At 41.7% G+C, this 379-nt stretch carries 1 protein-coding gene; it reads left to right on the plus strand.

Going from position 1 to position 379, the window contains the following annotated elements:
- Window positions 1-379 (plus strand): acylglycerol kinase family protein (locus tag C1I98_RS46935; protein WP_199537624.1); only part of this gene is annotated, 379 nt, incomplete at both ends.

Consider the following 379-nt stretch of genomic DNA (forward strand, 5'->3'; position numbering starts at 1 on the left):
GGCTCTGATGCCTAAATATACCGTTATTTATAATGAAGATGCTGGAAAAAATGATAATAAATCCATCGCTGAACGTTTTCAGCAAGCGGCTGAACGATTGAAGCGACCAACCACCTTAAAGGCCACGTCTAGTCGTCAAGAAGCGCTCGATTATGTAGTCGATCATATTGATCAACTGGGTACAGTTATTACAATTGGCGGAGATGGCTCCATTAATACCGTGTTTTCGGCCTTTCTTAAGGCTAAAAAATCAGTCAAAGTGGGAATTATTCCTGGGGGTACCGTCAATAATTTTGCTAAAGCACTCGAAATTCCTCAAGATGAAGAAGCAGCTTTTGATACCATTCTTAATGGTCATCCCCTCGCTGTGGATTTAGCC

Source organism: Spongiactinospora gelatinilytica (assembly GCF_003236385.1).
Lineage (GTDB): Bacteria > Actinomycetota > Actinomycetes > Streptosporangiales > Streptosporangiaceae > Spongiactinospora > Spongiactinospora gelatinilytica.